Origin of the sequence: Croceicoccus sediminis, from assembly GCF_007570835.1 — a bacterium.
Lineage (GTDB): Bacteria > Pseudomonadota > Alphaproteobacteria > Sphingomonadales > Sphingomonadaceae > Croceicoccus > Croceicoccus sediminis.
Map to the genome: position 1 here is coordinate 1,146,011 of NZ_SUNC01000001.1, position 24,170 is coordinate 1,170,180.

Genomic DNA, 24,170 nt, shown 5'->3' on the forward strand with positions numbered 1-24,170 from the left:
ATGAACCCGAAGATTGCCGCGCTCCACGACCGTCTTCGCGAGCTGCATACGCGGACCCGCGAAACTCCGCTTTTCAACCCGGTCTTCCAGCTAGGGCTGGAGTTCTCGCGCAAGCTTGAAACGGGCGAGATCGACCTTGCCGAAATCAACGCGCTGGTCAGCGCGCTGGAATGCGAAGGGCTGCTGGCCCGCGCGCAAAAACTAGACCGCATGGTCGCGCCGATGGCGGCAGAGGAAAACCTCAAGGTCTTCGAAAAACCGGCTGCCGATTTCGAAAGTTTCGCGGCCCGCTGGCAACATCCCCTGCTGCATGTCGTGTTCACCGCGCACCCGACCTTCCTCCTGACCCCGGCGCAGGCGGGTTCGGTCGCAGAGGCCGCAACGGAAGGGCGGGTCAACGGCGATACGGTATGCGCCGCCCCGCACGAGCGGACGATGATCACGCTCGACAGCGAACACGACGCCGCGATGGCGGCCATGTCCCGTGCCCAGGGCGCGCGCGACCAGATCGTGCGGACACTGTTCAAACAGGCGCGCGACAACTGGCCGTCCGAATGGAAGGGCTTTGCCCCCACGCCTGTGCGGCTGGCCACCTGGGTGGGTTACGACATGGACGGCCGCACCGACATCGGGTGGAACACCTCCATCCGCTATCGCCTGTCGGAAAAGGCGGAGCGGCTGACGTCCTATGCCGCGATGCTGGCGCAGGACGCGCCGGAAATGGCGGCGCGCCTGTCGGCCGCTGCCGAACATACTGGCGACATGGCAGCTCTTTTCGCCAAGGACTTGTCCGATCCCGCGCTGCTGTCGCACGCGGCCAATTCGCTGACTGCGGATAACCCCGCAAAGATCGTCTCGCTAACCCCCATCATTGCCGAGCTGGAACAGATGGCCGGCGATGCGGGCGAGGACACCGCCATCGCGCTGCTGACTGCCGCCGCCGCCATGCGTGCGGACGGGCTGGGCATGGGGCTTATCCATTTCCGCGTGAACTCCAGCCAGCTGCAGAACGCGATCCGCCGCCGGGTTGACCCGGAATCGAAGCTCGACCTGTCGAGCCAGGCCGCGCTCAACACCATCCGCACCGCGCTTGAGGATGTGAAGCCGCTCAACGCCAACTTCGCCGCGCTTGCGATCGAGGGCAGCACCGCGATCCGTCAGTTCCTGGCGATGCAGCAGATCCTGAAGCACGTCGACGCCGACGCGCCGATCCGCATGCTGATCGCGGAATGCGAACAGCCGCAGACCGTGCTGGCCGCGCTCTATTTCGCAAAGCTGTTCGGGATAGAGGACAAGGTCGACGTATCGCCCCTGTTCGAGACCGAGGCCGCGCTGGAACACGGCGGCCGTTTCCTCGACGCACTGCTGGCAGAAGACCAGTACCGCGATTACGCCCGCCTGCGCGGCCGCGTCTGCATCCAGACCGGCTTTTCCGACGCGGGCCGTTTCGTCGGCCAGATCCCGGCCAGCCTTGCCATCGAACGCCTTCAGGGCCGTCTTGCCGACGCGATGAAGGCCAACGGGCTGTCGGGCAAGGACGGGGCCGACGTTGCCGCGCTGATCTTCAACACGCACGGCGAATCGATGGGCCGCGGCGCGCATCCCGCGTCGATGAAAGACCGGCTGGAATGGCCGCTGTCGCCTTGGGCGCGCCGCCGTTTCGTGCGCGCAGGCATCCGGCTCGAACCCGAAGTCAGCTTTCAGGGTGGTGACGGATACTTGTGGTTCGGCACCCCCGAACTGGCGCTGGCCACTTTGTCGCGCATTGCCGAAACGCCGCCGACCGACGCCGATATCGACGCGCCGACGGACCAGTTCTATCGCCGCACCGATCTCAGCCTCGATTTCTACCGCGCGATCCGCCGGGTGCAGAACCGGCACCTCGTCTCGGTCACCTACAGCCGGGCGATCACCGCGTTCGGCCTTGGTCTGTTGAACGACACCGGCAGCCGCCGTTCGCGCCGCCAGTCTGATCTCGCCTCCGACCGGAAGATGAGCCTGCGGCAGATCCGCGCGATCCCGCACAACGCCATCCTGCAGCAACTGGGCTATCCGGTGAACGTGATCGCAGGGTTCGGCACGGCGGCGGAAAACAACGTCGAGGAAATCGCCGATCTCCTCTCTACCAGCGAACGGGGCAAGCAGATGCTGCGCCTCGTGCGCGCGGCAGACGCGCTGGCCAGCATCAAGACGGTGGCTGCCTATGGCGAACTGTTCAATTCCGCCTATTGGGCCAGCCGCCCCTATCGCGGCACCGAAAAGCACCTGACCGATGCCTGCCTGACGCTGGCCGACTACCTGACCAAGGACGACCGCGTCGGCACCTTCCGCCGCCTGGCCAGCCGCCTTCGCGTCGATGCCATGCACTTGCACAAGCTGATGGACGCCATCCCGGGCGCAAACGAGGAGTGGGGCCCCGCGATCACGGACCGAGAGCACAAGCGCCGCTCCATCGGGGTCTTGCAGGCTCTGCGCCTGGCCCTGCTTCAGCACATGTTCCTGAAAGCGGTGCAAGTCCCCGTCTTCTCCCGGTCCAACGACATCAGCCGCGAGGACGTGCTGGAAATGGTCTTCACGCTGCGTATCGACGATGCCTTGTCGCAGATGCGCCGCGCCTTCCCGACCAGCTTCCCGTCGATCGACGATTTCCAGATCGTCGAGGGCAGCCAGTATCCCGATGGTGGCGACAGCGGGTATCACGCGATCCGGCGCGAATTCATCGATCCGATCGAGAATGCCTATGCACTTGTGCTCAGGATCGGTACCGCCATCGCGAACGAGTTCGGCGCGCACGGCTGAACCCCGCCGCTAATGGCCATCGCAGAAGGGAAGCACATGGCAGGTCTGCTGGCCCGGTTTCGGCCCGATCCCTTCGTCCTGTCGCTGTTCGCTGCGATCGTGCTCGCCTCGCTCCTGCCGCCGCGCGGGATCATGGCGGACGTCTTCGGATGGGCGGCGGACGCGGGGATCGTGCTGCTGTTCTTCCTGCACGGCGCGAAGCTTTCGCGTCAGGCGATTATCGGCGGGATGACGCACTGGCGGCTGCATCTCGTGATCCTGGCAACGACGTTCGCGTTCTTTCCGGTCTGCACCCTGGCCCTGTCGCTGGTGCCGGGGCTTGACGAGAACTTGGCCCGCGGCCTCGTCTTCATCGGCGCTGTGCCGTCGACGATGCAAAGCGCGGTCGCGTTTACGGCCATGGCGGGCGGCAATGTCGCAGGCGCGGTCTGCGCGGCGGCGATTTCCAACATGGCGGCCGTTTTCGTCACGCCCTCGCTGTCCGCCTTGATGGCAGGGGGCAGCGGCGGGGCCGAGATTTCCGGAACCGCCGCGCTGCGCATCGTCCTGCAACTGCTGGTCCCTTTCATCGCGGGCCACATGCTGCGCCCCCTGATCGGCGGGTTCGTTTCGAAGCATAAAAAGGCCGTATCGCTTGCCGACAAGGGCACGATCGTCCTGATCGTCTTCGTGGCATTCGGCGCGTCGGTGCGTGAAGGGTTGTGGCAACAGACCGGCCTTGACGAACTTGCGCTGGTCGTCGCCCTGTGCCTTGTCCTGCTGGCGGCGGTGTTCACGGCGACAACGCTGGCGGGGCGCTGGCTCGGCTTCTCGCGCGATGACCGGATCACCATCCAGTTCGCCGGATCGAAGAAGAGCCTTGCCGCCGGCGTCGCCTTTGCCGGGGTGCTTTTTCCGCCCGCCAGCGTGGGCGCGGTGCTGCTGCCGCTGATGATATTCCACCAGGCGCAGATGGTCGTATCGGCGCTTCTGGCCGCACGATGGGCACGCGAAGGCGCGCAAAGCGATTGATTGCAGGTGCATTGGCGTGCAATGGCGGCGCCACTATGGTCGATCCTCTGAACCCCAGTGACAAGGCGGTGCTCGCCAAGGCGGAAATCCTCGTAGAGGCGCTTCCCTATATCAAGCGATATGCGGGGCGGACTTTCGTCATCAAGTATGGCGGCCACGCGATGGGAGATCCCGAGGCGGCACAGGACTTTGCCGAAGACGTCGTCCTTTTGGGCGCGGTCGGCATCAATGTCGTGGTCGTCCACGGCGGCGGGCCGCAGATCGGGGCCATGCTGAAGAAACTGGGCGTCGAATCGAGCTTCGTCGACGGCCTGCGCGTGACCGACAAGCAGACGGCGGAAATCGCCGAAATGGTCCTGTCGGGCCGGATCAACAAGGAACTCGTCAGCTGGATCGCCAATGCCGGGGGCCGCGCGCTTGGCATTTCGGGCAAGGACGGCGGACTGGTGAAGGCGACGAAAGTGCACCGCACCCGCAAGGACCCGGACAGCGCGATCGAACAGGTCGTCGACCTGGGATTCGTGGGCGAACCGCAGCACGTCGACACGCGCATCATCGACACCGCGGTGTCGGCCGGGCTTATCCCCGTAATCGCGCCGATCGGCGTGGGTGATGACGGGCATACCTACAACATCAACGCCGACACCATGGCAGGCGCCATCGCCGCCGCCGTGGGCGCGGCACGCCTGTTCCTGTTGACCGACGTTCCCGGCGTTCTGGACAAGCAAGGCGGCCTGATGACCGACCTCACCCCCACCGGCATCGCCAAGCTGAAAGACGATGGCACGATCAGCGGCGGCATGATTCCCAAGCTCGAAACCTGCGTTCAGGCGGTCGAGGCGGGCTGCGACGCGGCAGTCGTGCTCGACGGGCGCGTTCCGCATGCGATGTTGCTCGAAATCTTTACCGAACGCGGCGCTGGCACGCTGATCCGCAACGACTGATGCGCGGACACATTGCCATTGCCCTCGCCTGCCTCGCGCTTGCCGCCTGCTCGCAAGGGACAGAAAGCGCAGAGCAACCGACCGAGCCGGTCGAAACCGCGCCCGTAGCGGAGCAAACGGCCAGCCTTCCCGCGCTTCCCGGCGCACAGGACAAGGACCCGCAGGCCCTGCTCGATTACTGGAAAGCGGCCATCGAAAGCGGCGACTATGCAGCGGCCGCCAAGGCCTGGAACGATGAAGCTCTCGCGCAGGCGCAAGATCAAGATTACGGGCAGGCAGACCTGCGCGTCACTTATGGCGAGCAGCAGCTGGAAGGCGCGGCAGGCTCCAGCTACCTGACCGTGCCCGTCACGATAAGCGCCATCGGACCAGACGGCGAATCGATCGATCGGACCGGCACGATGACCGCCAGGCGCGTGAACGACGTCCCCGGAGCAAGCGCACAGCAACTGAGCTGGCGCATCCGTTCGATCGACTGGAACTGATCCACGCGCGCTTTTGCACCGGCAGAGGCGTATTGGATGGTTGATACACCGCCCGCCCGTCGGCTAGATGCAAAGGGCAAGCCCCCCATTGCCGCCAAGGAATTCGCGCGTGCTCCTGCTTACCCTCATTCAGATCATCGACCTGCTCGTCTCGGTCGTCGTCTTCCTGGTCATCGTCCAGTTCGTGCTGTCGCTGCTGATCGCGTTCAACGTGGTCAATACGTCGAACCAGTTCGTCGCTGCGATCTATTCGGCAGTGAACGCCTTGCTGGAACCGATATTGCGCCCGATCCGGCGCATCATGCCCAACACCGGCGCGATCGATTTCTCGCCGCTGGTGCTGATCATCGGGCTCAACATCCTGCAGATCGTCCTGCGCAACCTTGCCGTGGCGGGTTACTGATGGCCGACATCATCGACGGAAAGGCCTTTGCCGCCGACCTGCGCGGCAAAGTGGCGAAAGGCGTCGCCGAATTCAGTGCGCAGGCGGGGCGCAAGCCCGGTCTCGCGGTCGTTCTGGTGGGTGAAGACCCGGCCAGTCAGGTCTATGTGCGCAACAAGCACAAGGCGACCGTGGGTGCGGGCATGGAAAGCTTCGAACATCGCCTGCCCGCCGAAACGTCGCAGGAAGACCTGCTGGCTCTGGTCGAGAAGCTGAACGCCGATCCGGCGGTCGACGGTATCCTGGTACAGCTTCCCCTGCCCAAGGGTATGGACGAAAACGCCGTGATCCAGGCGATCGACCCGGACAAGGACGTCGACGGCTTTACCACGGCCAGCGCGGGGCGCCTGATGACGGGTCTGCCCGGTTTTGTCGCCTGCACGCCGCTGGGGTGCCTGATGCTGCTGAAAGACCGGCTTGGCGACCTGTCGGGCAAGACCGCGGTGATTATCGGCCGCTCGAACATCGTGGGCAAACCGATGGCACAGCTGCTTCTGCGCGAAAGCTGCACCGTTACTGTCGCGCACAGCCGGACCACAGACCTTCCCGAAGTCGTGCGCGGCGCAGATATCGTCGTCGCAGCCGTCGGGCGGCCCGAAATGGTCAAGGGCGACTGGCTGAAACCGGGTGCGACGGTGATCGACGTGGGGATCAACCGCGTCCCCGCCGCCGAAGATGGCAAGACCAGGCTCGTCGGCGACGTCGATTTCGCCAGCGCCAGCGAAACCGTCGGCGCGATCACCCCCGTTCCCGGCGGCGTCGGTCCGATGACGATCGCCTGCCTGCTCTACAACACGCTCGAAGCTGCAAGGCGCCGCGAAGGCCTCGCCTGATGCGTTTCGCCGCCGTCTTTCTCGCCATTGCACTGGCCGGTTGCGCCGCCGGTGGCCCGCCACGCAGCGGACCCGGAGGATCGACGTTGAAACCCATCGCACAACCCGGCGATGTCGTGGCCGCCGAGCTGGCTTTTGCTTCGATGGCGCAGGAAAAAGGCCAGTGGACCGCCTTTGCCGAATATGCCGCCGATGACGGCATCATGTTCGTGCCGCAACTGGTCAATGCTAAGGACTGGCTGAAAAAGCGCGAAAACCCGGCCCAGTCTGTTGCATGGCAACCGCACGAGGTCTGGGCCAGCTGCGACGGATCGGTCAACGTGACACGCGGCGCGTGGCAGCGCCCTGACGGCAGCACAGGCTGGTTCACCACCGTCTGGCAGCGTCAGAAGGACGGCGAATACCGCTGGCTGATGGACCACGGCGACACTCTGGAAAAGCCTCTGGCCGAACCCGAATTGATCGATGCGCACGTCGCCGATTGCCCCACCCTGCCATGGGCGCCGGCACAGGAACTGCAGCAAGGCGTTCCCGGCAATGGTGAATTCTTCGGCGGATCATCGGATGACCGCACCCTGCGCTGGGGAGGAAGGGTCGACCAGTGGGGCGGCCGGATCGTGACCGTCGACGTGTGGGACGGTGACCAGTTTCAGCGCGTCCTGCACCAGACCGTCGCGCCGCCGCCCAAGGCGGCCGAGTAGGACCGATGGTCGAGCTTTTCGTCTCTGCCTTCATCACGCTGTTCGTGGTGATCGACCCGCCCGGCTGCGCGCCGATCTACGCGGGCCTGACCGCCGATGCCAACAATGCGCAGCGCCGGTCGATGGCGATCCGCGCGACCGTGATCGCCACGATTATCCTGCTGATCTTCGCCTGGTTCGGCGAAGGGCTGCTGGGCGCGTTGCATATCGAACTGGATTCCTTCCGGATCGCGGGCGGCATCATGCTCTTCGCCATCGCCATCGACATGGTCTTCGAAAAGCGGACCGAACGCCGCCACGACCGCGCCGACAAAGTCCGCGCACAGCACGCCGATTCGCCGGAAGTGGACGACGTTTCCGTCTTCCCGATGGCGATGCCGATGCTGGCAGGTCCGGGCGCGATCGCGTCTATCATGTTGCTTATGGCGCGCGCTTCCACGGTTGAGGAAACGGCCGCGGTCCTTGCCGCGCTGGGCGTGGTGATGGTGCTGACGCTTGCCGCGCTGATCGCCGCCGCGCCGCTGATGCGGTTCTTTGGCGACCAGTTCGAATCGGTGGTGACCCGCCTTCTGGGTGTCTTGCTGGCCGCGCTCGCCGCCCAGTTCGTGATCGACGGGCTTCGCGGCAGCTTCAACTTATAGGCTGCTATTGCAGCGTTCCGGTCTCGTCATCGTCGTGACAGCCGTAGAACTGCATCAACTGAACCAGCAGCTCGCACCGCTCATTAAGGTCGGACGCCTCCAGCAAGGCCTGTTTCGAAGCCGCATCGAAGGGTGCGACTTGCGAAATTCCGTTCACCAGTGACAGGTCGTCGAGCCGGGACACCTGCTCCCAGTCGACCGAATAACCCTGACGGTCCGCAAAGCGTCGCGATTCCTGTTCAAGCGATGCCCGCTCGATCGGGAGCAGCACCGCTTCCTCGTTCTCTTCCAGCAATTCGGCATCGACTTGCCGGAACGGTGTGGTCACGTCGAGTTCCCTGACGATGCGATAGCGCGCCAGTCCGTCGAGCACGATATTGAAACGGCCGTCCTCCAGCGCCTCGACATCGTCGATCCGCCCAAGGCAGCCGACATCGAACAGGGGCGAACCCTCGGCCGGGCGCATGGGCTGGATCATGCCGATCATCCGGTCCCGCGCCAGCGCGTCCTTTACCAGCGCGCGGTAACGCGGCTCGAAGATGTGCAGCGGCAGCTGCAGTCCGGGGAACAGCAGCGCCCCCGACAAGGGGAAGATCGAGATACGCGAAGTCTCTGTGCCGGAACCCATGCCGACTTCGCCCTATCCGAACAGGATCAGGGAAAGCTTGCGGCGCTGTGCCCCGACCCAGGGATCTTCCAGCCCGACGGCTTCGAAAATCTGGAGCAGCTTGGCCTTGGCCGCGCCATCCTGCCACTCCGGCTCGGTACGAACCATGGAAAGCAGCGTTTCGGCCGCCTCGTCACGCGAACCGGCGGCGAAGGCCGCTTCGGCAAAGGCCATCTGCGCATCCATGTCGGCCGGACGTTCCGCCGCGGCCTTGCGCAGGTTTTCAAGCTCGCTGTCGTCGGGCTTGTTCTTGGCCAGTTCCAGCGCGGCGACCGCGCGTTCGATGGCCAGGTCCTTGCGCACGTCCTCGGGCAAGCTGGCAATCGCGGTTTCCGCATCCTCGACGTGACCGGCCTCGATCATGGCGCGCAGCAGGCCAGCCTGTGCCTCGACATTGTCGGGGGCCATCTGGACGATCTGGGCGAAGATGCCGAGCGCGCGTTCCGCATCGCCGCCCGAAAGCACTTCCTCGCCCATCGCCAGAAGCGGGGCGACGTCCTGCGCCGCGTCTTCGCCCGGCGCGCCCGCTTCTACGGGAAGCTGCGAGAGGAGCTGGTCCAGAACCTGCTTCAACTGCGATTCGGTGCGGGCCTGGGTCAGGTCGGCAACCGGCTGGCCCTGGAACATGGCATAGACCGTCGGGATCGAGCGGACCTGGAACTGCGAGGCGATGAACTGTTCCTCATCGACGTTCACCTTCGCAAGAATCACGCCCTTGTCGGCATAGTCGGCCGCGACCTTTTCCAAGATCGGGGTCAGCGCCTTGCAGGGCCCGCACCACTCTGCCCAGAAGTCGAGAATCACCAGCTTCGTCTTCGACGGTTCGACGATATTGTCGCGGAACCGTTCGACGGCTTTCTGTTCGTCGATGTTGAGGCCCATACTCGCCAAGGGGGAATTCTCCTGTCTGTCCATGCTTTGCGCCGGCATTTGTGCGGCGTCGGTCGTTGCGTGCAATGTGGGGCAACGGTCGGGTTTTTCCAAGGGTCGACAAAGAATGTGCGCTGGAGTGAATTTTTCCGGTTGCAGGCCTGAAATACCCCTGTTAAAGGCGCGCCTCACCCCGACCGGAAGGGCTTCTTTCCAACCGGTTGCAGGCGTTCAGAGCGGGCGTAGCTCAGGGGTAGAGCACAACCTTGCCAAGGTTGGGGTCGAGGGTTCGAATCCCTTCGCCCGCTCCATTTCCTCACATGGAAAACAAATGATCGCAGGCGCTTAGGTGCCGGGCGATCATTTCGTGTGCCTGCGCGGCAAGCCCTGATTCAAGGCGCGGTGCGGCGCACGATTCGCTGGGCATGGTCGGATAGGGCAATCGCAGGACTGTCACCCAGCTGGCCCGTCATTGCCATGATCTCCAGCGCAAAGGCGCGTGCATTGTGCATGCGGATCAGGGCCGCTTCGTCGGCGTAACGATCGCTGCGGGCGGCCTCTTCCTCGGGATAAAGCGTGTCAAACCACTGTGCCCATTGCGCATCGGTCATGAAATCGCGATCGGCCAGATAGATCACCGGCCGGGCCAATCGCGCCGGTTCGCCAAAACGGTAGGCGTGGAACGACGGCGCGACCTGTTCGTGGATGGCGTCGAGCATGACCTTGGCCGACGCGCGCCCAAGTTTGCGGTTCAGGGCCAGTTGCATGACAAGGTCCGCCCCGTGCGCGACGCCGTGGCGCCAGCCTTCGCCGGGCACGAATCCGCGATAGTCACGAACGCTTTCGAGGTAGAGCGAGGCGAACAGTGCCAGCCGTTCGCGGTCCCCGTCCTCAAGCCATGGATCGATCCGGTCCGTCCGCGCGACTTCGGCCAAGACCAGCGCGGCGAAGGGCCCGATAAAGCCCGGATCGTCGGCATCCGCCCCTTCGATCGCACCGGCCGCCGCTTCGGCCAGCATGTCCATCAGGTCGCCGCGTCTTTCGGGCTCTACGCCCCGTTCGCGCAAGGCCTCCACGAAAGCGGCATAGGCCCCTTCGTCGCGGATCGCGGGATCGGGATCGCCAAGACAGGCGACCATCGCGCGCAGGTCTTCGCGGCTTCCAGAGCCAATCACCTCCACCGCGTCGAAATCGGGCGAGGCTGAAACGAGCGGGCAGGCCGCAACGGCGGCGGCGACAAGCAGGTTGAGCGACATGATCGCAGGTTTCCCCGCGCTGACCCGGATTGTCCAGAGCTTGTCGTCGCCCGATCGCTGCCTATCTGCGCCATGCACCTTTTCGCAGCCAGCAAGGACTTATCCGCGATGACCGAGAGCTATACTCCGCCCGAAATCTGGAAATGGGACGATCAGGGCAGCGGAGAGTGGACTTCGATCAATCGACCGTTTTCCGGCGCGCGAAGCGAGAAAGACCTGCCGAAAGGGCAACATCCCTTCCAGCTCCATTCGCAAGGCACGCCGAACGGGCAGAAAGTCACGATCCTGTTCGAGGAACTGCTGGCCGCCGGGCACACCGGCGCGGAATACGACGCCTGGCCGATCTGGATCGGCGACAGCGACCAGTTCACCTCCGGTTTCGTGGAGATCAATCCGAACTCGAAAATCCCTGCGCTGATCGACCTTAGCGGCGAACAGCCGATCCGCCTGTTCGAATCGGGTTCGATCCTGCTGCACCTGGCCGAGAAGTTCGGTGCCTTCATCCCGGCCGATCCGGCAGGCCGCGCCGAATGCCTCAACTGGCTGTTCTGGCAGATGGGTAGCGCGCCCTATCTTGGCGGCGGGTTCGGGCACTTCTACGCCTATGCGCCCTATCCGATGGAATATCCCATCGACCGCTTCACGATGGAAACGAAGCGCCAGCTGGACGTGCTGGACAAACAACTGGCGGCCCGTGAATTCATCGCAGGCGACGATTATACCATCGCCGACATCGCGATCTGGCCCTGGTACGGCAAACTGGCGCTGGACAAGTCGTACAAGAACGCGGGCACTTTCCTGCAAGTGCAGGAGTACGAAAACCTGCAACGCTGGGCAAAACAGATAGCAGAACGCACGCCGGTCCGCCGGGGCGAAAAGGTCAATCAGCGTGAAGGCGCGCCCGAACGACACAGCGCCGCCGACCTCGACGCGTTATTCCAATAAGCCTCTTCTTTCCGATGGTTTGACCGAACGTCTCCTCCCCTCCATGAAGGTGCAAACCTTCGGGGAGGACGAATGCTAAGCTGGATCGGGCTGATCGGTGGCCTTGCCCTTCTGATCTGGATGACGGTCAGGGGCATCAACATCCTTATCGCCGGGCCGATCGCCGCGCTTGTCGTGGCGGTTACCGCCGGGCTGCCGCTGCTGCCGCCGCTGGCCGAAACGCTGGCGGACGGCACTACCGCGCCCGATTATGCCAGCAGCTACATGGCCGGGTTCTCCAGCTTCCTGGCCGACTGGTTCCTGATGTTCCTTTTGGGCGCGATCTTCGGAGAGGTCATGGCCGCGTCGGGTGCGGCGGCCTCCGTCGCGCGGTTCATCACGCACAAGCTGGGCAGCAAATACGCGCTGGCCGCGACCGTGCTGGCTTGCGCCGTGCTGACCTATGGCGGGGTCAGCGTCTTCATCGTCGCGTTCTCGGTCTATGGCCTTGCCGTCGAACTGTTCCGCGAAGCGAACCTGCCGCGCCGCTTCATTCCCGGCGCACTGGCCTTCGGGTCGGTCACGTTCACGATGACCAGCGCGGGCAGCCCCGAAATCCAGAACCTGATCCCCATGCCGTTCCTTGGCACGACCGCCTATGCCGCGTGGGAGGTCAGCCTGATCGTCGCACTGTTCATGGCGACGCTAGGCTACATCCTGCTGTCGCGCATGGTGAAGAAGGCTGTCCTGGCCGGAGAGGGATTTTCCACGCGCGAGGCGGACGAGCGGTTCGAGGTCGATACCACCCTGCCCTCGCCCCTTTTGGCGATCATGCCGCTGGTCGGCGTGCTGGGCGTTTTTCTCGTCTCGCAGTCGCTGGGCAAATGGGCGCTGGTCCTTGCCCTTGGCGCGGGCGTGGCGCTGGCCTGTCTGGTCGGGTGGAGCGAGCGGGGCCGGTTTGCCGCCACGTTTTCGCGCGGTGCGACGGGCGCGGTCGTGGCGATCACCAATACCTGCGCGGTCGTCGGTTTCGGATCGGTCGCCAAGCTTTCGCCCGCCTTTCTGCAAGCGCTCGATGCGGTGCAGGCCATTCCGGGCAATCCCCTGATCGGCGCGGCCATCGCGGTCACCGTCATTGCCGGCCTGACCGGAAGCGCGTCTGGCGGCCAGACCATCGCCTTGCCGCTGATCGCACCGCATTACCTGGAGGTCGGTGCCAATCCGGAGGAACTGCACCGCGTCGTGGCGATTGCCTCGGGCGCGCTCGATAGCCTGCCCCACAACGGCTATGTCGTGACCACGATCCGCGCGGTCTGCGGCGAAACGCATCAGGCCGCTTACAAGGCGGTGGCGGTGACCACGGTGATCGTGCCGTTGATCGGCTTGGTCCTCGCGCTCACCCTTTTCACGCTCTTCTAGGTCTCACGACCCTCGCTTCAGAGCCGGGGAAGCGTGACCCCGCGCTGGCCCATGTACTTGCCCGCGCGGTCGGCATAGCTCGTCTCGCAAGGCTCGTTCCCTTTCAGGAACAGGAACTGGCACGCGCCTTCATTGGCGTAGATCCGGGCCGGGAGCGGCGTGGTGTTCGAAAATTCCAGCGTCACGTGCCCTTCCCAGCCCGGTTCGAGCGGGGTGACGTTCACGATGATGCCGCACCGCGCATAAGTACTCTTGCCAAGGCAGATGACCAGCACGTCGCGGGGCACGCGGAAATATTCGACTGTGCGCGCCAGTGCGAAAGAATTGGGCGGGATGATGCAGCAGTCGGTCTTCTTGTCGACGAACGAATTGCTGGCGAAATCCTTGGGGTCGACGATGGCGCTGTCGATGTTCGTGAAAATCTTGAACTCATCCGCTACGCGCGCGTCATAGCCATAGGACGACAGGCCGTAGGAAATGCACCCGTCGCGCCGCTGGGCTTCGACGAAAGGCTCGATCATGGCCTCGTTCTGCGCTTTTTCGCGGATCCATTTGTCGGAAAGAATCGCCATGCCTTCACCCGTTTCCTTGCAGCGGCGGTTTCCTTGCCCGTTCCGGCAAAGGAGGGGCAAGCCTGACGGGCCGATAGGTCGTGGATTAAGCGCGCATCAGGGCCGCGCGACCAGCCATGCGACCGGCCCTTCGACCGGTCCGGTGCGAAGCGCGGAATTGGCCGTCCACAGCGCCCAGGGCCGCCCGGCATAGTCCGGCTCCAGCCAGTCGCGCGACAGCCACAACTGCCGTTCGGCCCGCGCGCCAAAGCCGTATTCATCCTCGAACGCGGCGGAAGGGGCCAGGATGGCGCGCTTGCCCGAATGCATCTCGATCTGGTTGAGGAAGACGACGAGTTCGGATTCGAGCTCTGCCGGGCGGACCCGCGGGCTGCAATTTTCGCCCGACCGTGCCAGCACCACCGCAGGCGGCAGCATTTCGGCATCGCGCGGCACGATGGTCACGAAATTGGCCGACTGTTCGTCCGCGCGGCGGCACGGGTCATAAACGTGGACCGGCCCCGCCTGCATCCCCGCCTTGCGCATGGCGTCGACGGTTTCGGGAAAGCTTTCATTGCGCTTGCCCGCGCCCAGGCTGGCCGTGACATAGCCGAAACTCGCCCCGTCTCCGGGCAGTTCGGGGATCGACACCCCACCCTCCTGCCCCGTCAGCCACACGCCCTGCACCGGGTATTCGGCGGTGTCGGGGCGCCAATGGGACAGTTTCCACCATAGAATGCCTGCAATGGCCGCGATCAGCGCCAGCGCGATCAGCCACAGGCCCGGCCTGTGCCGGAGCGTCCGCTTGCCCGCCACGTGCCTCAGCCCCGGATATGGAGGACGCAGATCAGCGTGAACAGGCGGCGCGCTGTGGCGAAATCGGTTTCCACTTTGCCTTCCAGCCGTTCAAGCAGCAGGTCGGCCGCGTTGTTGTGAACCCCGCGCCGGGCCATGTCGATCGTCTCGATCTCTTGCGGGCTCGCCTTGCGGATGGCCTGATAATAGCTGTCGCAGATCGCGAAATATTCGCGGATCGGGCGGCGGAAACGGGCAAGACCCAGAAGCAGCACTTCAAGCTGCGTGCCCGCTTCGTCGGCGATGTCGATCGACAGGCGGCCGTCCACGACCGACAGGACAAGCTTGTACGGCCCCTCGTTCCCCGCCTCGAACGCGCGAAGCGGTTTGAAGGTATTATCCTCGATCAGGTCGAAGATCGCGATCCGGCGCTCCTGCTCGATATCAGGATTGCGCCAGAGGATCGTCGCTTCGTCCAGCGAGATGTCTATGATGCGAGGGTCCGCCATGGCTAACCCCTGCCATCGCAAATGCCGCGCCGCTGGACAAGCGGGCATTGGTGCAATCCACGTTTAGCGTTGCGTAAGCCGGTCAAGATCTTCCGGTGTGTTCACGTTTGCGGGCGGTTCGGGCAGGTCGATCAGGCGCGCCCCGGCCCTTTCGGCAAAGTGCAGGACCGACCGCCGTTCCGATCCGGTCAGGATTTCTTCCAGAACGCCAAGCGCGCTTACCGGCCACAACCCGATGACGGGCTGGCTTTCGGCACAGGCCGGACCGGGCGAGAGGTGATCCAGAAGGTCGGCTGGCAGGTTCACGCTGTCCACCCCGCAAGTCAGCACCGCGCCGAACCCGTTGTCTTTCGCATGGCGCAGCGCCCCGGCCAGCCCGCCCAGAGGACCCAGCCCCGCCTTGGGCCAGTCCGCAACCGTGTTTACCGATGCTTCCTCGCGGCCCGCGACGACGACATCGCCGCAAATCGCGCCCAGCGCGGCAATGGCGCGGTCGATCAGGGTCTGCCCGTCCAGCCTCGCCAGCGCCTTGTCGCTGCCAAAGCGGGTCGCCTGTCCGCCTGCGAGTACGCATCCGAGTGTCGTCTCGACCGTCATATGGCCTCTCCCTGCCGCGACTTGCCCACTATTTGCCAAATCGTGTGCATCACGTGTTGACGCGGGGGTAACTCCTGCGTCAATCGGAATTGTGCCGGTTCGGGGGATCCGGTGCGGGGGACCCTTTACGGAAAGGCATCGTTTCTTCGGCCATGTGGCGGCTCTATCAGTTTCCGCTCTGCCCGTTCAGCCGCAAGCTGCGCCTGCTGCTTGCGGAAAAAGGCGTGTCTTTCGAACTCGTTCGCGAAAACCCTTGGGAAATGCGCGACGAATTCTTCCTGATGAACCCGACGGGCCGAACGCCGGTAATGCGCGAAGACGCGAAAAACATCACCCTGTCGGACAGCCGCGCGATTGCCGAATATTTTGAGGAGACGATCCCGAAGAACCCGATGATCAACGGCACGGCCACCAATCGCGCGGAAATCCGGCGTCTGATGGCCCTGTTCGATGAAAATTTCTTTGGTGACGTCACCGGCCCGCTGCTGATGGAACGCTATACCAAGCGTGTCGTCGCGCGGCAGGCGCCCAATTCCACCGCGCTGCGCAACGCGATGCGGCTTGCGGACGAACATCTCGATTACGTCGATTACCTGATCGACCATCGCCCCTGGCTTGCCGGTTCGACGATGAGCCTTGCCGACCTGACGGCCGCGGCGCAGATTTCGGTCGCGGACTATCTTGGCGGCATCAACTGGCAGGGGCACGAGCAGGCCCGCAGCTGGTATTCGGTGTTCAAGAGCCGTCCCAGCTTCCAACCGCTTCTGGCGGACAGGATGGAAGGCGTGCCGCCGCCGCGGCACTATTCCGACATCAACGCCTGATTTTCGGATCGGTCGGCCCGCAACGGGGCCTGCCGATCAGGCCTGTGCTTCGTGGAAGCGGCCGTGCTTGCGGTAACGCGTCATCCAGCGGTCGAGGAACAGCGTCATTGGCGAAGGTTCGATGCCCAGCTTGGCAAAACCGGGGCAATCGCCGCCCGCCACGTTGCCCTGCGCCAGCATCTCGTACTGATCGCTGCTGATCGGCGCGCCGGGCAGCCAGCCGGTCGCCTTGGCAATGGTCCGCCCCGCGAAATCGGGCAGCGGCAGAAATGCGCGCGACCGATACTGCGCCTTGGCGATCCGTTCGTTGAGTTCCAGCATGGTCAGCACTTCGGGACCGGCCAGTTCGTAAGTCTTGCCCGCAAGCGAGGGGTTTTCGAGCACCGCCACGATCGCGGCGGCCACGTCCTCGACATGGACGGGCTGAAGCTTTGCGTCCGGCGCGAATACCGGAAGGAACGGCAGCGCCGAAATCAACCCGCCGAACATGTTCAGAAACTCGTCGTCCTCACCGAAGATGATCGAGGGTCGCATGATCGTCGCGCCGGGGAACGCGTCGGACACTGCCTGTTCGCCGATGCCCTTCGAACGCTGATAGGCGACTTCGCTGTTCGCGTCGGCGCCGATGGCCGAAACGTGCACGAACGCGGTGGCACCGGCCTTTTTCGCAAGCTCTGCCGCGCGGCCCGCGCCGCGCCCCTGCACGGCATCCAGATCGCCGTCGAACGCACCGACGAGGTTCACGACCATGTCGGAACCGGCAACGATCGCCTCAACCGACTTGGGGCTGCGGATATCCATCGCCGCGAACTGCAGCTGGCCCAGGTTTGCCAAGGGCTTGAGGTGCCAGGATTTCTTGGGATCGCGGCTTGCCACGCGCAGGCGGACACCCTTGCGCAGGAGATCCTGCGCAACGCGGGTTCCGAGGAATCCGCTTCCCCCGATGAGAGTGACGAGCTTGCCGGCCAGATTCGAGGACGCCATGTCCTGCCCTTTCGCAATCGCAGTGATACCGTGGCGGCGCTTTGGCACGCACCCGCCATTCCTGCAACCGTCCAGACGCGCAAACGCTCCCGCCCGGGTGCAGGAACGGGTCAGATCATGCCGCGGGCATGGTCGCTTGTTTGCAGATGATCGTTGCCATCGTCGCGGACCAGTTTGGCAAAGGCGCGGGCCTGCGACAGGAATACCTCGCCGCTCAGTTCCTCCACGAAATGGGTCCGCATCAGACGGTCCATGACAGGGCCTTTCACTTCGGACAGGTGAAGCCCGATCCCGGCGTCGGATAGGCGGTGGTTGATCGCCTCAAGGCTTTCGAGGCCCGATGCGTCGACCTCGTTCACCGCGCTGAACATCAGGATGACGTTGCGCACCTCCGGCTGGTCGGCGACGCGTTCCAGCACGTATTCCTCAAGCCAGCGTGCATTGAGGTAAGTCAGGCTTTCATCCACGCGGATCGACAGGACATGGGGCACGGTGAAGACGTCGTGCCGTTCGACATTGCGGAAATGCTCGGTCTCCGGCACCCGCCCGATAACCGCCGCGTGCGGGCGGGATGCCCGCCACAGGTAGAGCAGAAGGCCGACCGCGACACCCGCGATGACGCCCAGTTCGACCCCAGCCAGAAGCGTGATGCCGATGGTGGCCACGTGGGCGGCGAAGTCCGACTTGGAATAGCGCCAAAGCTGCCCCGGCGTCTTGAGATCGACAAGGCTGAGCACCGCAACGATGATCGTCGCGGCCAAAGTCGCGATGGGCAGGTTGAATAGCAACGGTGTCAGGAACAACGAGGCCAGCGCGATCCCGACAGCGGTAAACGCCCCCGCCGCCGGCGTTTCCGCGCCCGCGTCAAAGTTCACGACCGAACGGGCAAAGCCGCCCGTCACCGGATAGCCGCCGGAAAAGGCGCTGGCGATGTTCGAAGCGCCAAGGCCGATCAGTTCCTGGTTCGGCGCGATCCGCTGCCGCCGCTTTGCCGCCAGCGTCTGTGCGACGGATACCGATTCGACAAAACCGATGATCGAGATGAGGAGCGCCGGCACCCAGAGCTGTGAAATCAGGCCAAGGTCGGTCGACGGCACGGCAAAGGGCGGCAAGCCTTGCGGGATTTCGCCGACGAGGTTCACGCCCTTGTCGCCAAGGTCCAGCACGATCGCGGCGACGATCGTGACCGCCACGGCGACCACTGGCCCCGCCTTCGCGCCGATTTCGGCCATCCGCGGCTTCAGCCCCAGCTTCATCAGCGCCGGTTTCGCACCCTTTCGGACCCAGAACAGGAACACCGTTGCGAAAACGCCAACCGCCAATGCCCAGACGTTTACGTTGCCAATGTTCGAAAATAGCGAGCCCAACATGTCGGGCCAGTTGTCGCCCCCCGCCTTGACGCCCAGAATATGCTTCAACTGGCTGGTCGCGATCAGGATGCCGCTGGCCGTGATGAACCCGGAAATAACCGGGTGCGACAGCAGGTTGGCCAGAAATCCCATGCGCAGGATGCCCAGAATGGCCAGCATCACGCCCGAAAGCGCAGCCAGCGTGATCGCCGCTTCAAGGTATTGCTCCGTCCCCTGAGCCGCGACTGCTCCGGCGGCCGATGCCGTCATCAGCGATACGACCGCGACCGGCCCCACTGCCAGGGTCCGGCTGGTCCCGAATATCGCATAGGCGACCAGCGGCAGGATCGAGGCATAGAGGCCGACGACCGGCGGAAGCCCTGCCAGCAAGGCATAGGCAAGGCTTTGCGGGATCAGCATGATCGTGACGATCACCGCCGCGATCAGGTCATTGGTGAAGATCGACTTGTCATAGCGCCGCCCCCAATCAAGGATCGGCAGATACTGCGCGACGATACCCGGTTTGGGTGCCTTGCCCGGCGCGGCCGCAGCTTGTTGCGTGGTCATCATTGGGCCTGCTTCTCGTGCGGCTTGACCAGCCATTCATGCCCTTTGAGCATGCCATTCCAGTAAATCCACGGCAGCGCCTCGGACTTCAAGAGCCACGACAGGCGGCGCGGACGCGTGCCGTCGATGATCCACTTGGGAAACGTTGGCAGAAGCTTTCCGTCGTATCCGAACTCGGCCAGGACGATACGGCCCTTTTCCACCGTCAGCGGGCAGGAACCATAACCGTCGTAGTCGGCCACCGGTTCGCCGCCATTCATCACCGACAGCGCGTTCACGGCCACGATCGGGGCCTGCTTGCGCGCGGCGGCGGCGGTCTTGGCATTCGGCGTCGAACCGGCATCGCCAAGGCCGAAGACGTTGGGATACTTCACGTGCCGCATCGTGAACTTGTCGACTTCGACGAAGCCGCTCTCTCCGGCGAGGGGGCTGTCGGCGATGAAGTCGGGGGCGACCTGCGGCGGAACGACATGGATCATGTCGAAATCGCGCGTGACTTCGCCCGCCTCGGTGCTGAACGTCGCCCTGCGCGACGGTCCGTCCACGGCGACAAGGGTCGAGCCGAAGTTCAGTCCGATGCCGTAGTGGTCGACATATTCCATTAGTGCCGGGACATAGGCGGGCACCCCGAACAGCACGCCGCCCGCGTTGTGAAACTGGACATCGATGTTGGGCAGCGCGCCATTGTGCTCCCACGTGTCGCACGACAGGTACATCGCCTTTTGCGGGGCGCCTGCGCACTTGATCGGCATCGGCGGCTGCGTGAACAGGGCGCGGCCCGATTTCAGGTTCTTGACCAGGTCCCAGGTGTAGGGCGCAAGATCGAAGCGATAGTTCGACGTCACGCCGTTCTTGCCCAGCGTATCGACTAGGCCGTCGATCTTTTCCCATGCCAGCCGGATGCCCGGTGCGACGATCAGCATTTCGTAAGTGATCGTGGTCCCATCGGACAGGGTGACAGTGTTGTTTTCCGGCTGGAAACTGGTGGCCGATTCGCGGATCCATTTCACGCGGTCGGGCATGACGTCGGCCATCGGGCGGCATGTCACCGGCGCCTGGAACACGCCGCCGCCCACCATGGTCCAGCCCGGCTGGTAATAGTGCGAAGGCGATGGTTCGACGATCGCAATGTCGAGCAGCGGCTCACGCTTCAGCATCGAGGCTGCAGTGGCGATGCCCGCCGACCCGCCGCCGATGATCAGAACCGTGTGCGAAAGTGCCTGCGCCATCGTCTTCTCCTGTCCTTTATTTGTTTTCGCAGACCAGCGCGTCGCGCATGGCCGACAGGTCGTACCCTGCCGATGCTGCGCGCGAGAGGCGGTCGTCTATCGACCGGTCTTCCGGATTGGCGAGTGTTTCCAGCGTGATCGAACGCGTTCCGGTGCGGCAATAGGCCAGAACCGGGCCGTTGGCGGCCTGCCGCACCCCGCGAAAGCGGGCGACGGCGGTTTCGGGAAAGGCCCCGCCCGATACGGCGATAAGGTGGAAATCAAGGCCCGCGCGCTTTGCCGCCTTGGCAATGGCGACAGACGTGGGCTGCCCCGCCTCTTCGCTGTCGGGTCGGTTGCAGATGATCGTGGTGAAGCCTTCACGCGCGATCTCAGCAACGTCATCGGGGGCGATCTGCGGCGAAACCGCGAAGCGATCGTCGATGCGGCGGATTTCCATCGTTCAGTTCCGTTCGAAAAGGCGCAGGATCAGCATCCCGGCAAACATCGAGGCAACGAATGCGGCGGCCTTGGCCGGTTCGATGACCAGCGCGGCAATGCCCGGCCCCGGACAAAGCCCCGCGATGCCCCAGCCGATGCCGAACAGCGCCGAACCGCCGATCAGGCTGGGCGTAAGGTCGGTGCGATCGGGAATGTGGAACTTTTCGGCAAAGAGCGGCTCCACCATGCGGGGCACGATGCCCCACGCGACGGCCATCACGATCACCGCGCCGCCCATCACGAAGGCAAGCGTCGGGTCCCAGGCACCGAAAATGTCGAGGAAACCGCGCACGCGCGCCGGATCGGTCATCCCGCCGATGGTAAGGCCAGCACCGAATATCGTCCCGGCGATGAGAGGAGTTATCAGCTTGCTGCTCATTTCAGCACCTCCATGCCCATCGCGTTCATCACCGCGACCGTGACGATCCCGGCGGCCATGAACGTCGCCGTGGCGACGATGGAACGGGCCGAAAGCCGGCTGACGCCGCAAACGCCGTGACCGCTGGTGCAACCGCTGCCCAGCCGTGTGCCGATGCCGACCAGGACGCCCGCGACGACGATCGGGGCGAAGCCTGCGAACTGCGCTTCGACCCCGCCCGTGACCAGCGCGACGATCAGCGCGCCCAGCGGCAGGCCCAGCACGAAGGCCCAGGCCCCGCCGCGCGACATGCCGCTGCCACCGACACCGGTTGCCTTGGCGAAAATGCCCGAGACACCGGCGATGCGTCCCATGCCAAGCAGCATGATCGCGGCCGAAACACCGATGAGGATGCCGCCGATCAGGCCCGCAAGCGGGGCGGCGTCGGGAAAACCGGGGATCGTCATACCGCGTTCACCGGAATCTTGATGTAGGAAACGCCGTTGTCCTCCGGCTCGGGCAGGCGCCCGCCGCGAATGTTCACCTGCACGCTGGGCATGATCAGGTTCGGCATGGCCAGTGTCTTGTCACGGCTGGTCCGCATTTCGACGAACTCGTCCTCGGTTACGCCGTCCTTCACGTGGACGTTCTCCTCTCGCTGCTGTCTGACCGTGGTTTCCCACGCATATTCGTCGCGGCCCGGTGCCTTGTAATCGTGGCACAGGAACAGACGGGTATCGTCCGGCAGCGAAAGCAGGCGGCGGATCGACTGGAACAGCTGGCGTGCATCGCCGCCGGGGAAATCCGCGCGGGCGGTGCCGAAATCGGGCATGAAGATCGTGTCGCCGACAAATGCGGCATCGCCGATCAGGAACGCCATGTCGGCGGGAGTGTGGCCCGGCACATGGATGGCCATGCCCTCAAGCTCACCGATGCGGAAAGTTTCGCCGTCTTCGAACAGCTTGTCGAACTGCGAACCGTCGCGCTGAAATTCGGTACCTGCGTTGAACAGCTTGCCGAACACTTCCTGCACGCGGACGATGTCCTTGCCGATGGCCAGCTTCCCACCCAGCTTCTGCTGAAGATAAGGCGCGGCGGAGATATGATCGGCGTGGGCGTGCGTCTCGATCAGCCACATCACTTTCAGATTATTCGTATCTATATACTCGATAATGCGGTCGGCCGACCCATTAGACGTTCGACCAGAGGCCGATTCGTAGTCCAGCACCGAGTCGATGATCGCGGCTTCGTTCGTCGCGGGATCATGCACGACGTAGCTGACGGTATACGTGGCTTCGTCGAAAAAGCCAGCAATCGTAGGCCTCAAGGCCTTGTCGGCTTGTGCGCGGCCGATCTGCTCGGCAGCGCGATCGATAACAGCATCCTGGGACATGGTAGTCTCCAAACTTTATTTACATAAATCGTGTATATGTATTGCCTTCAGAAAGTCAAGGTGCAATAAGGGCTGTATGGACCAGACCAACCCGCCCTGCTCCGGCCTGCGCATCGGCGACATCGCACCGGATTTCTCCGCCCGCAGCACCGCGGGCGACGTCCGCCTGTCCGAGTTTCGCGGACGCTGGCTCGTCCTGTTCTCGCACCCGGCCGACTTCACGCCCGTGTGCACGACCGAATTCGTCGAGCTGGCGAAAATGGCGCAGGATTTCGAAGATCGCGATTGCGCGCTCATGGCGCTGTCGGTGGACAGCCTGTTCTCGCACTTCGCCTGGCTGCGGATGATCCGCGACCGGTTCGGGGTGGAGGTGCGCTTTCCCATCATAGAGGACCCAACGCTCGTCATCGGGCGCGCCTACGGGATGGTCGCCGCCGATGCTTATGACAGCGGCACCGTACGCACCACGTTCTTCATCGATCCCGATGGGCTCGTGCGCGCCATGACCTGCTATCCGGCCAATGTCGGCCGTTCGACCCCCGAAATGCTTCGCCTGCTGGACGCCCTGCAGGCCGCCGACGAACGCTCCGCCCTTGCACCCGCCAACTGGCAGCCGGGCGATCCCATGCTTCAGCAGCCGAATGCCACGCTGGACGATGTCTATGGCGCCAAGGGTGACAGCGACTGGTTCCTGCGCACCACGAAGGAAGCGAAGTGATGTCCGGCGAACCGCCGATCGATGCGCTGAAGGCCGTGGCCCACCCGGTGCGCTATCGCATTCTACAGGCGCTTTCGGGCGGAGAGCTGAACGTCGGCCAGATCGAGGAGGCGACCGAGATCGCACAGCCGGGCCTGTCGCAGCAGCTGGCCGTCCTGCGCGGCGCAGGGCTGGTCCAGTCGCGCAAACAGGCAAAGCTCGTCTTCTACAGCCTCGACGCAGAAGCCATCCAGGTCGTGGTTTCGGCCCTTGCCGACCTGTCTGGCGCGACGGTCCGCGGCACACAGGCCACGCCTCGCCGTGCATTGCCGGGTGCTGCAAACTTTGCCCGGCTTTCCTGATTCGCGGGCCGTTTCGTTAACCATTTTGGCGACGCAAAAATCGTTAACATCGGCGCGAATCGGCACGAAGCAGCAAAAATTTTCAACCTTTGCTTAACCATTTAAACCGTTCGTCAAGCGCGCCGAACGGTCGTTTTGGCGCGACTTCGCACCGTCTCGGCTTGGTTAATCGGTTCGACGCGGGAAACCTTTTCTGGCTTGGAGGATTTTAACGGACAAGTAACGAATGCATGAGGTAGACCAATGTTCACTCCCAGCTATCGCAGCAGTTCGCCCGACCGGTGGACTATGCCGCGTCCGTTTTCGGACGCTTCACAGCGCTATGCCAAGTTCGGCGCACTTCAGCCCATGGAAGCCCCCGGCTTCTGGGAACGCCTGATCCGCGGCAACTGATCGCCACGCGGGGCCAACCCGCGGGCCAAAATTCCACATGGGAGAGGCCGTTCCGGTTCATCCGGGCGGCCTCTTTCCATTTCGGCCCAC

Annotated in this window: 28 protein-coding genes and 1 tRNA gene; 15 read left to right on the forward strand and 14 right to left on the reverse strand. The window is 64.0% G+C overall.

Features of this window, described 5'->3' with window-relative positions; genetic code table 11:
• The 8 genes from FAX90_RS05330 (at nucleotide 1) to FAX90_RS05365 (ending at nucleotide 7,856) form a co-directional block, all read left to right on the forward strand.
• Entirely contained in the window at nucleotides 1-2,799 is a 2,799-nt protein-coding gene (locus FAX90_RS05330) for a phosphoenolpyruvate carboxylase (RefSeq protein ID WP_144096182.1), read from the forward strand.
• A 36-nt stretch (nucleotides 2,800-2,835) separates the two neighbouring features.
• Entirely contained in the window at nucleotides 2,836-3,810 is a 975-nt protein-coding gene (locus FAX90_RS05335) for a bile acid:sodium symporter family protein (protein ID WP_144096184.1), read from the forward strand.
• A gap of 35 nt (nucleotides 3,811-3,845) precedes the next feature.
• The gene (gene argB / locus FAX90_RS05340; protein ID WP_144096187.1) at nucleotides 3,846-4,754 is read left to right on the forward strand and encodes an acetylglutamate kinase; all 909 of its coding nucleotides are present in this window, start codon (nucleotides 3,846-3,848) and stop codon (nucleotides 4,752-4,754) included.
• Nucleotides 4,754-5,239, forward strand: a complete 486-nt coding sequence (locus FAX90_RS05345) for a hypothetical protein (RefSeq protein WP_144096189.1) — start codon at nucleotides 4,754-4,756, stop codon at nucleotides 5,237-5,239. Before argB ends, FAX90_RS05345 begins: the two co-directional genes overlap by 1 nt.
• Before the next feature lie 109 nt (nucleotides 5,240-5,348).
• Nucleotides 5,349-5,642, forward strand: coding sequence for a YggT family protein (locus FAX90_RS05350; RefSeq protein ID WP_144096191.1), 294 nt, complete (start codon nucleotides 5,349-5,351; stop codon nucleotides 5,640-5,642).
• Complete coding sequence (folD, locus tag FAX90_RS05355; protein WP_144096192.1) at nucleotides 5,642-6,514, forward strand: bifunctional methylenetetrahydrofolate dehydrogenase/methenyltetrahydrofolate cyclohydrolase FolD; 873 nt, start codon at nucleotides 5,642-5,644, stop codon at nucleotides 6,512-6,514. Before FAX90_RS05350 ends, folD begins: the two co-directional genes overlap by 1 nt.
• Nucleotides 6,514-7,215 carry a Cif family virulence factor gene (locus FAX90_RS05360; RefSeq protein WP_144096194.1) on the forward strand — a complete coding sequence of 234 codons (702 nt, stop codon included), beginning with the start codon at nucleotides 6,514-6,516 and terminating at the stop codon, nucleotides 7,213-7,215. The genes folD and FAX90_RS05360 overlap by 1 nt, the downstream gene beginning before the upstream one ends.
• 5 nt (nucleotides 7,216-7,220) lie before the next feature.
• A complete protein-coding gene (locus tag FAX90_RS05365) occupies nucleotides 7,221-7,856 on the forward strand; it encodes a MarC family protein (protein ID WP_144096196.1) in 636 nt (211 codons plus the stop codon).
• A 4-nt stretch (nucleotides 7,857-7,860) separates the two neighbouring features.
• On the opposite strand, the gene FAX90_RS05370 is transcribed toward FAX90_RS05365, so the two are convergent.
• On the reverse strand, nucleotides 7,861-8,484 hold the full coding sequence (locus FAX90_RS05370) for an LON peptidase substrate-binding domain-containing protein (RefSeq protein WP_144096198.1): 624 nt from the start codon (nucleotides 8,482-8,484) through the stop codon (nucleotides 7,861-7,863).
• A gap of 12 nt (nucleotides 8,485-8,496) precedes the next feature.
• On the reverse strand, nucleotides 8,497-9,405 hold the full coding sequence (locus FAX90_RS05375; protein ID WP_144096865.1) for a tetratricopeptide repeat protein: 909 nt from the start codon (nucleotides 9,403-9,405) through the stop codon (nucleotides 8,497-8,499).
• A gap of 224 nt (nucleotides 9,406-9,629) precedes the next feature.
• On the opposite strand from FAX90_RS05375, the gene FAX90_RS05380 reads away from it, so the two are divergent.
• Nucleotides 9,630-9,704, forward strand: a tRNA-Gly gene (locus tag FAX90_RS05380).
• A gap of 81 nt (nucleotides 9,705-9,785) precedes the next feature.
• Here the strand turns inward: FAX90_RS05380 and FAX90_RS05385 are convergent.
• On the reverse strand, nucleotides 9,786-10,649 hold the full coding sequence (locus FAX90_RS05385; RefSeq protein WP_144096200.1) for a DUF2785 domain-containing protein: 864 nt from the start codon (nucleotides 10,647-10,649) through the stop codon (nucleotides 9,786-9,788).
• 108 nt (nucleotides 10,650-10,757) lie between these two features.
• Here FAX90_RS05385 and yghU point away from each other — a divergent pair, with 108 nt between their 5' ends.
• Both yghU and FAX90_RS05395 read left to right on the forward strand, forming a co-directional pair.
• On the forward strand, nucleotides 10,758-11,594 hold the full coding sequence (gene yghU / locus FAX90_RS05390) for a glutathione-dependent disulfide-bond oxidoreductase (RefSeq protein ID WP_144096202.1): 837 nt from the start codon (nucleotides 10,758-10,760) through the stop codon (nucleotides 11,592-11,594).
• 72 nt (nucleotides 11,595-11,666) lie between these two features.
• Nucleotides 11,667-12,992: a GntP family permease gene (locus tag FAX90_RS05395; RefSeq protein ID WP_144096204.1), complete on the forward strand. Its 1,326-nt coding sequence runs from the start codon at nucleotides 11,667-11,669 to the stop codon at nucleotides 12,990-12,992.
• A 17-nt stretch (nucleotides 12,993-13,009) separates the two neighbouring features.
• On the opposite strand, the gene dcd is transcribed toward FAX90_RS05395, so the two are convergent.
• From dcd to mobA, 4 genes are all read right to left on the reverse strand, one after another.
• Nucleotides 13,010-13,564 (reverse strand): dCTP deaminase, encoded by a 555-nt coding sequence (dcd, locus tag FAX90_RS05400; protein WP_144096206.1) that lies wholly within the window; start codon nucleotides 13,562-13,564, stop codon nucleotides 13,010-13,012.
• 96 nt (nucleotides 13,565-13,660) lie between these two features.
• A complete protein-coding gene (locus FAX90_RS05405) occupies nucleotides 13,661-14,359 on the reverse strand; it encodes a glycoside hydrolase family 25 protein (RefSeq protein ID WP_240704737.1) in 699 nt (232 codons plus the stop codon).
• 5 nt (nucleotides 14,360-14,364) lie between these two features.
• Nucleotides 14,365-14,847, reverse strand: a complete 483-nt coding sequence (locus FAX90_RS05410) for a UPF0262 family protein (protein WP_144096208.1) — start codon at nucleotides 14,845-14,847, stop codon at nucleotides 14,365-14,367.
• Nucleotides 14,848-14,910: 63 nt separating this feature from the next.
• The gene (mobA, locus tag FAX90_RS05415; RefSeq protein ID WP_144096210.1) at nucleotides 14,911-15,444 is read right to left on the reverse strand and encodes a molybdenum cofactor guanylyltransferase; all 534 of its coding nucleotides are present in this window, start codon (nucleotides 15,442-15,444) and stop codon (nucleotides 14,911-14,913) included.
• Nucleotides 15,445-15,596: 152 nt separating this feature from the next.
• Here mobA and FAX90_RS05420 point away from each other — a divergent pair, with 152 nt between their 5' ends.
• Nucleotides 15,597-16,268 (forward strand): glutathione S-transferase family protein, encoded by a 672-nt coding sequence (locus FAX90_RS05420; protein ID WP_144096212.1) that lies wholly within the window; start codon nucleotides 15,597-15,599, stop codon nucleotides 16,266-16,268.
• A gap of 36 nt (nucleotides 16,269-16,304) precedes the next feature.
• Here FAX90_RS05420 and FAX90_RS05425 read toward each other — a convergent pair whose 3' ends face one another.
• The 7 genes from FAX90_RS05425 to FAX90_RS05455 all read right to left on the reverse strand — a co-directional run bounded on the left by FAX90_RS05425 (nucleotide 16,305) and on the right by FAX90_RS05455 (nucleotide 22,628).
• On the reverse strand, nucleotides 16,305-17,252 hold the full coding sequence (locus tag FAX90_RS05425) for a complex I NDUFA9 subunit family protein (RefSeq protein ID WP_144096214.1): 948 nt from the start codon (nucleotides 17,250-17,252) through the stop codon (nucleotides 16,305-16,307).
• A gap of 110 nt (nucleotides 17,253-17,362) precedes the next feature.
• Nucleotides 17,363-19,168, reverse strand: a complete 1,806-nt coding sequence (locus FAX90_RS05430) for a SulP family inorganic anion transporter (protein WP_144096216.1) — start codon at nucleotides 19,166-19,168, stop codon at nucleotides 17,363-17,365.
• Complete coding sequence (locus FAX90_RS05435; RefSeq protein ID WP_144096218.1) at nucleotides 19,168-20,397, reverse strand: NAD(P)/FAD-dependent oxidoreductase; 1,230 nt, start codon at nucleotides 20,395-20,397, stop codon at nucleotides 19,168-19,170. The genes FAX90_RS05430 and FAX90_RS05435 overlap by 1 nt, the downstream gene beginning before the upstream one ends.
• A 16-nt stretch (nucleotides 20,398-20,413) precedes the next feature.
• Complete coding sequence (locus FAX90_RS05440; RefSeq protein WP_144096220.1) at nucleotides 20,414-20,836, reverse strand: protein tyrosine phosphatase family protein; 423 nt, start codon at nucleotides 20,834-20,836, stop codon at nucleotides 20,414-20,416.
• A gap of 3 nt (nucleotides 20,837-20,839) precedes the next feature.
• The gene (locus FAX90_RS05445) at nucleotides 20,840-21,256 is read right to left on the reverse strand and encodes a DUF6691 family protein (RefSeq protein WP_144096222.1); all 417 of its coding nucleotides are present in this window, start codon (nucleotides 21,254-21,256) and stop codon (nucleotides 20,840-20,842) included.
• Complete coding sequence (locus FAX90_RS05450) at nucleotides 21,253-21,702, reverse strand: YeeE/YedE family protein (protein WP_144096223.1); 450 nt, start codon at nucleotides 21,700-21,702, stop codon at nucleotides 21,253-21,255. Before FAX90_RS05450 ends, FAX90_RS05445 begins: the two co-directional genes overlap by 4 nt.
• Complete coding sequence (locus FAX90_RS05455; protein ID WP_144096225.1) at nucleotides 21,699-22,628, reverse strand: MBL fold metallo-hydrolase; 930 nt, start codon at nucleotides 22,626-22,628, stop codon at nucleotides 21,699-21,701. Before FAX90_RS05455 ends, FAX90_RS05450 begins: the two co-directional genes overlap by 4 nt.
• A gap of 76 nt (nucleotides 22,629-22,704) precedes the next feature.
• On the opposite strand from FAX90_RS05455, the gene FAX90_RS05460 reads away from it, so the two are divergent.
• From FAX90_RS05460 to FAX90_RS16530, 3 genes are all read left to right on the forward strand, one after another.
• Nucleotides 22,705-23,346, forward strand: coding sequence for a peroxiredoxin (locus tag FAX90_RS05460; protein ID WP_144096227.1), 642 nt, complete (start codon nucleotides 22,705-22,707; stop codon nucleotides 23,344-23,346).
• Nucleotides 23,346-23,687 (forward strand): ArsR/SmtB family transcription factor, encoded by a 342-nt coding sequence (locus tag FAX90_RS05465; protein ID WP_144096229.1) that lies wholly within the window; start codon nucleotides 23,346-23,348, stop codon nucleotides 23,685-23,687. Before FAX90_RS05460 ends, FAX90_RS05465 begins: the two co-directional genes overlap by 1 nt.
• A 243-nt stretch (nucleotides 23,688-23,930) precedes the next feature.
• Nucleotides 23,931-24,080 carry a hypothetical protein gene (locus tag FAX90_RS16530; protein ID WP_170234874.1) on the forward strand — a complete coding sequence of 50 codons (150 nt, stop codon included), beginning with the start codon at nucleotides 23,931-23,933 and terminating at the stop codon, nucleotides 24,078-24,080.
• Nucleotides 24,081-24,170: the final 90 nt, after the last annotated feature.